This is a genomic window from Mesorhizobium sp. M5C.F.Ca.IN.020.29.1.1, assembly GCF_003997375.1.
GTDB classification, from domain to species: Bacteria; Pseudomonadota; Alphaproteobacteria; order Rhizobiales; family Rhizobiaceae; genus Mesorhizobium; species Mesorhizobium wenxiniae.
Genome location: NZ_RZSW01000378.1, coordinates 1 through 6,267 on the forward strand (window position 1 = coordinate 1; position 6,267 = coordinate 6,267).

A 6,267-nucleotide genomic window follows, 5' to 3' on the forward strand; every position below is an offset into this window, starting at 1 on the left:
ATATACAAATGGAGATGACAATGTCACTTGACCGTTCCGTTCTTGCGTTCGCAGGCTTCATGGTGCTGCTGTCCGTCGCGCTCACCGTCTGGGTTTCGCCGCTGTTTGTCTGGCTGACGGTCTTCGTCGGGCTCAACATGCTGCAATCCGCGTTCACCGGCTTCTGCCCGGCGGCGATGATCTTCCGGAAGCTCGGCATCAAGCCGGGATGCGCATTCTAGGAGCAGTAGAATGCGCAAGTTGCTTTTCCTCGGCGCGCTGCTGGCGTGCTCACCGGCCTTGGCCGGCACGCTCACGCTCGCACCGACGACGGTGACCGAATGGAAGGCGGTCTATGGCCGAGTCGAAGCGCGCAACACCATTCCGGCGCGCGCGCGCATTGGCGGCCTCATTGTCGATCTGGCCGTTACCGAGGGCGATCTGGTCAAGGCGGGCGAGAAGATCGCGACCGTCCAGGACGACAAGATCGCCTTTCAGGTCGCGGCGCTGGACGCCCAGCTTCGCGCCCTGCAGGTGCAGCTGGCAACGGCGCAGTCCGAACTGGCCCGCGGTCAGACACTGGTCGGCAGGGGCGTCGTGACCTTGCAGCGGGTCGATCAGCTCAGGACCGAAGTCGACGTAGCACGCAACCAGCTTGCCGCGACCGAGGCGCAGCGTTCGGTGATCGTGCAGCAGGGGGCCGAAGGAGATGTTTTCGCACCCGGCGACGGACGCGTGCTGACCGTGCCGGTCACGCGCGGCGCCGTGATCATGGCCGGCGAAGTGGTGGCGACCATCGGTGGTGGCGGCGTGTTCCTGAGGCTGGCGATCCCCGAACGCCACGCGGCGACGCTGAAGCAGGGTGCCGCTATCCGCATTAATGCCAATGGCACGGAACTGGCCGGCCGTCTCGCCAAGATCTACCCGCAGATCGACAATGGCCGCGTCATCGCCGATGTCGAGGTCGACAACCTCGATACCGAATTCATCGACGCCCGGGTGCTGGTCGAGCTGCCGGTCGCGGAGCGCTCTGCGCTGCTGGTCCCGTCATCGGCGATCGAGACCCGATCGGGGATCGATTTTGTCCGCACGGTTGCCGCCGGCGTCGAGGCCGATCGGGCAGTGGTCGCCGGCGAACGGATGGCGCGCGCCGACGGCGACTATGTCGAGATCCTGACCGGTCTTGCGCCCGGCGATGTCGTGGTCACGCCATGAAAGGTCCTGCTGCCGTCGGCATCGCGGGCGGGCTGACCCGGGCGTTCATCGCCTCGCCGCTCGCGCCGTTGTTTCTGATTGCCGCCTTCGCCTTCGGGCTGGGGGCCCTGCTTACGCTGCCGCGCGAGGAAGAGCCGCAGATATCGGTGCCGATGGTCGACATCTTCGTCCGGGCCGACGGCCTGAAGGCCGACGACGCCGTCAAGCTGATCACCGAGCCGCTGGAGACGATCGTCAAGGGCATAGATGGTGTCGAGCATGTCTATTCGCAAAGCCGCGACGACCAGGTGATGGTCACCGCGCGCTTCGTCGTCGGCACATCGTCGGACGCCGCCGTGCTGCGCGTCCACGACAAAGTTCGCGCCAATATGGACCGCATTCCCGTCGGTGTGCCCGAGCCGCTCATCGTCGGACGCGGCATCGACGATGTCGCGATCGTCACGCTGACGCTGTCGCCAAAACCGGAAACAGCTGACCGCCTGACGGCAAACGACCTGACCCGCATCGCGCGCGAACTGCGCACCGAGATCGCCAAGATCGACAATGTCGGGCTGACCTATCTGGTCGGCGACACCGGAGAGATCATCCGCGTCAACCCGAACCCGGAAAAGCTCGCTCTCTACGGCGTGACGCTGCAGCAGCTTGTGGCAAAGGTTTCCGGCGCGAACAAGGCCTTTCCGGCGGGACGCGTGCGCAATGCGGGCGAGCAGATCGACATCGTGGCGGGCGAGACCTTGGGTTCGCCCGACCAGATCGGCAATCTGCTGCTGACCTCGCGTGACAACCGCCCCGTCTATGTCCGCGACGTGGCCGATGTCGCCTTCGCGACCGATACCAGCGATGTGCTTGTCTCGACGCTTACAAGGTCCGCGACGAGTGTGACGCGCGTGCCGTCGGTGACCGTTGCGGTAGCCAAGCGGGCCGGCGCCAACGCGGTGTCGGTTGCCGAGGCGATCCTGCACCGGGTCGAGGTGCTGCAAGGCAGCCTGATCCCCGGCGACCTGTCGGTCGAGGTCACGCGCGACTACGGCGAGACGGCGAACGAGAAGGCTAACGAGCTTCTCTACCATCTCGGGCTGGCGACGATCTCGATCATTGTGCTGGTCTGGATCGCCATCGGCCGGCGCGAGGCCATGGTGGTCGCCATCGTCATTCCCGTCACCATCCTGCTCACGCTGTCTGCCTCGCGCGTCATGGGCTATACGCTGAACCGCGTCTCGCTGTTCGCGCTGATCTTTTCCATCGGCATCCTTGTCGACGATGCGATCGTGGTGATCGAGAACATCTCCCGCCACTGGGCGATGGGCGGCGGACGCGATCGACGGCAAGCAGCGATCGAGGCAGTGGCGGAAGTCGGCAACCCGACGATCGTCGCCACTTTGACCGTGGTCGCCGCGCTGCTGCCGATGCTGTTCGTCTCGGGAATGATGGGCCCCTATATGAGCCCGATCCCGGCCAATGCGTCGGCGGCGATGATCTTTTCCTTCTTCGTCGCGGTGATGGTGACGCCGTGGTTGATGCTGAAGTTTGCCGGACGGTCGCCGGCGCATGCCCATGCCGATCAAGCCGGCGGTGGCATGCTGGGCCGCGTCTACACTGCCGTCGCCCGGCCCATACTGTCGTCGAAGACGGCGAGCTGGGCCTTTCTGCTTGCGATCGGCGTGCTCACGCTTGGCTCGCTGGCCCTGTTCTACACCAAGGATGTCACGGTCAAACTGCTGCCCTTCGACAACAAGTCCGAACTCTCGGTGACCATCGACCTGCCGGAAGGATTCTCCGTCGAGGCGACCGACGCGGTGGCGCAGGCGGTCGCCGGCAAGGTTCTCGAACTGAGCGAGGTGCGATCGGCCCAGACGCATGCCGGAACCGCGGCGCCCTTCAACTTCAACGGGCTTGTGCGACACTCCTTTCTGCGCAGCGAGCCGCAGCAGGGCGATGTTGCGCTCAATCTTTCGCCGAAATCGGAACGCATCCGTTCGAGTCACGACATCGCGCTGGATATTCGCCAACGCATCGCATCGATCGCCGTTCCAGCCGGCACCAGCCTGAAGGTCGTCGAGCCGCCTCCGGGGCCGCCCGTGATGGCGACGCTCCTGGCCGAGATATATGGCCCCGATGGCGAGGCGCGACGCAAGGTTGCCGCGAAGGTCGAAGCGGCGTTCCGTTCCGTTCCGTTCATCGTCGACGTCGACAATTCCTACGGACAGCCGGCACGCCGGCTGCGCACCACGATCTCCACCGACGATGCCGAGTTCTTCCATGTCGAGGAGAGCGATGTGTTCGACACGATCGCCATCCTCAACGGCGGCGAGACCGTCGGCTATTCGCATCGCGGCGGCCGCCAGCCGATACCGATCCGCATCGAGCGGCCGAAGGGCGAGAGGACTCTGGACGAACGTTTCCTGACAACGCCCATTCCAGCAAATGTGCTCCCCGGCGACCGTGGCGTGGTCGAACTGGGGGATGTGGTGCGGGTCGCTGACGAACGCGCCTCCTTTCCGGTGTTCCGGCACAATGGCCGCGCCGCCGAAATGGTGACGGCCGAACTTGCCGGCAGCTTCGAGGCGCCGATCTATGGGATGCTCGCCGTAAGCCAGGCAATCGACGCGCAGGACTGGACAGGATTGCCGAAGCCTTCGATCGCGCTGCATGGCCAGCCGGAGGACGAAAGCAAGCCGACGCTGCTGTGGGATGGCGAATGGGAAGTCACCTGGGTGACGTTCCGCGACATGGGTGCGGCCTTCGGCGTCGCGCTGCTCGGCATCTATATCCTGGTCGTCGCCCAGTTCGGTTCGTTCAAGGTACCGCTGGTGATCCTGACGCCGATCCCGCTGACCTTCATCGGCATTCTCGGCGGACACTGGCTGTTCGGCGCGCCGTTCTCGGCAACGTCGATGATAGGCTTCATCGCGCTGGCGGGCATCATCGTGCGCAATTCGATCCTGCTGGTCGATTTCATCCGGCATGCCGCCTCGCCGGGCAGGCCGCTGGGTGAGGTTCTGATCGAGGCCGGCGCCATAAGGTTCAAGCCGATCCTGCTCACCGCGCTAGCGGCCATGATCGGTGCGGCGGTGATCCTGACCGATCCGATCTTCCAGGGACTGGCGATTTCACTGCTGTTCGGCCTCGCGTCCTCGACCTTGCTGACGGTGCTGGTCATCCCGGCGATCTATCGGGTCTTGAGGACGTGATGGTGATCGAGTGCAGGGTAAGATCGCCACGGCAAGCCCTTTGCCGCAAAGGCGAGTTCGGCCGGATCGTCGCCCGCCGGTTGGTCAAATGTTCGCTGGATCGACGGTTCGGCTCGGTCTTGCGGCGCATTTGCAGCCAAGGCGGTCACAGAAACCAGTCAGCCATTGCTAGAACCGATCTGACGTGCTGGTTTCGAACCAAGTGCCGCCAACTCAAAGACAGAGCCGTCCGCTCTGGCCGAGTTTGTGCGCGAGACAATCTTCAACCCGCCGCCAAGTGACCAGGGGCGGGGACGGCGATCCTGGTAAAGCGTCTGGCCTTCGCGACCGCCAGCTCAGCGCGTCCCGAACAGGAGAAACGCCGCCTCTCCCTTGGGATCGGAACACCGGTGTAAACGATCGCCCTTCAAGCAGGAATCTTACCGCCACACCTGCTGAGCCGTGCCAAGAAGGGGTGTGTTGAATGGCGCTACACGGAGGTGGGGCGTGCGTCAGAGTTTGGTTTGATGGATTTCGGTCCACGTTCCACCGGCAGCTACTCTGCTGGTCGGCTTCTTAGGTCCCGCCGAACCAGGACAAGTGTGGGATCGTCAGGATAAGCCGCCACAGTGAATCCCATCTCGCGTTCGAGCTCGATAGCAGCTTGGTTTTCGCGGTTCTCGATCGACTCGATTGTATGGAGGCCCAGCTCCTCAGCGTATTTCGCTATGTAAGAGAGCAGTTCCCAGCTGACGCCCAAATGCTTGTGATCTGCGCGCGTGCAGATCGCGACTTCTCCATGCCGGCGAGGCTCATCGCATGCCAGCGTTGCGACTGCAATCAGCATTCCGTCCATGGCAAGGGCAAGGAAGTTGTATATGCCCGCATCATCGGACCGAGTCATCGACACGAGCCGTTCATGCGAAACCTTCACTCCGCCGAGAAAACGAAATCGCAGGTCAGCCGGCGTCACATGGGTAAAGAACTCGGCTAAGGTTAGCTCGTCTTCGGGGCGTGCACGGCGCACTTCGAACTGAAATCCCGTGCGTGTGGTAAGAGTATTATTTCTCTCCGTAGTCATTTTCTGCCTATACAATCGTTTGAACGGGTATTGACAGCGACCGCCTGCGGTCTGCCGCGCGCGCTGCCTAACCAAGTTGCGTCACTCGCTCATAATGAGAAGCGTGTCGTGTTTGACGATCTCGATGCTGCGCAGGCTGGGCAGGCGGATGACGCCCTTGTCCTTCAGCCGGGTGAAGACCCGCGATACAGTCTCAATGGTGAGGCCGAGATAGTCGCCGATATCCATGCGCGACATCGGCAGTTCGACCTGCCGCAACCCGCCCTGCCGCTCCGCCATGTCGACCAGGAACGCGGCGACGCGTTCGATGGCGTTCTGGCGGCCGAGGACCAAGAGGTGTTCCTGCGCTCTCGTCAGGCCCTTGAGCGCCAACGGCAGCAGCTGACTGGAGATATCCGCACCAGTGGCAAAGCGGAAGACGCGGACACCAGTGGCGTTGATGGCTTCGGCGAAGAAATGATGGGTAGTGTCGGCTTCGAAACCGAATGTCTCTCCGGCCAGATGGAAGGCGCTTATCTGACGGCGGCCGTCGGCAAGCAGGCGGTAGACACGGACGGCGCCAAACTCGACCTGGTAGAAGGCTCCCGCCTTCTCGCCCTGGGCATAGATTTCCGAGCCGGCGGGGAAGAAGCTGACCGGCTGTAACGGCGCGTCGAAAGCCTCTCGCAGGCTCGACTGGGTGGAGCTTGGCGACAGTGCAATTCTGAGGGCTGCGTAGGTTTGCATGGCTGTTTTCCCGGTTGATCCGTGTGACAGCAATCGCGCGAATTCACGTCTCGCGAAATTCGGTTATGTCCCTACGGGGAATTACCTAGGTACTTG

5 protein-coding genes are annotated in these 6,267 nt (G+C 63.2%); 3 read left to right on the forward strand and 2 right to left on the reverse strand.

What is annotated here, in order from left to right:
- Positions 1 to 20: 20 nt before the first annotated feature.
- From EOA85_RS24570 to EOA85_RS24580, 3 genes are read left to right on the forward strand one after another with little or no spacing between them, the layout of a single operon-like run.
- Positions 21 to 221 (forward strand): DUF2892 domain-containing protein, encoded by a 201-nt coding sequence (locus EOA85_RS24570; RefSeq protein ID WP_127211497.1) that lies wholly within the window; start codon positions 21 to 23, stop codon positions 219 to 221.
- 10 nt (positions 222 to 231) lie between these two features.
- Entirely contained in the window at positions 232 to 1,194 is a 963-nt protein-coding gene (locus EOA85_RS24575; protein ID WP_127211498.1) for an efflux RND transporter periplasmic adaptor subunit, read from the forward strand.
- A complete protein-coding gene (locus tag EOA85_RS24580) occupies positions 1,191 to 4,385 on the forward strand; it encodes an efflux RND transporter permease subunit (RefSeq protein ID WP_127211499.1) in 3,195 nt (1,064 codons plus the stop codon). Before EOA85_RS24575 ends, EOA85_RS24580 begins: the two co-directional genes overlap by 4 nt.
- A gap of 535 nt (positions 4,386 to 4,920) precedes the next feature.
- On the opposite strand, the gene EOA85_RS24585 is transcribed toward EOA85_RS24580, so the two are convergent.
- A complete protein-coding gene (locus EOA85_RS24585; protein WP_127211500.1) occupies positions 4,921 to 5,445 on the reverse strand; it encodes a GNAT family N-acetyltransferase in 525 nt (174 codons plus the stop codon).
- An 81-nt stretch (positions 5,446 to 5,526) separates the two neighbouring features.
- Complete coding sequence (locus EOA85_RS24590) at positions 5,527 to 6,171, reverse strand: helix-turn-helix domain-containing protein (RefSeq protein ID WP_127211501.1); 645 nt, start codon at positions 6,169 to 6,171, stop codon at positions 5,527 to 5,529.
- Positions 6,172 to 6,267: the final 96 nt, after the last annotated feature.

Excerpts from the sequence above, each read along its gene's own strand:
- EOA85_RS24575 (WP_127211498.1), top strand. The coding sequence starts at position 232 with ATGCGCAAGTTGCTTTTCCTCGGCGCGCTGCTGGCGTGCTCACCGGCC.
- EOA85_RS24570 (WP_127211497.1), top strand. The coding sequence starts at position 21 with ATGTCACTTGACCGTTCCGTTCTTGCGTTCGCAGGCTTCATGGTGCTG.
- EOA85_RS24585 (WP_127211500.1), bottom strand. The coding sequence starts at position 5,445 with ATGACTACGGAGAGAAATAATACTCTTACCACACGCACGGGATTTCAG.
- EOA85_RS24580 (WP_127211499.1), top strand. The coding sequence starts at position 1,191 with ATGAAAGGTCCTGCTGCCGTCGGCATCGCGGGCGGGCTGACCCGGGCG.
- EOA85_RS24590 (WP_127211501.1), bottom strand. The coding sequence starts at position 6,171 with ATGCAAACCTACGCAGCCCTCAGAATTGCACTGTCGCCAAGCTCCACC.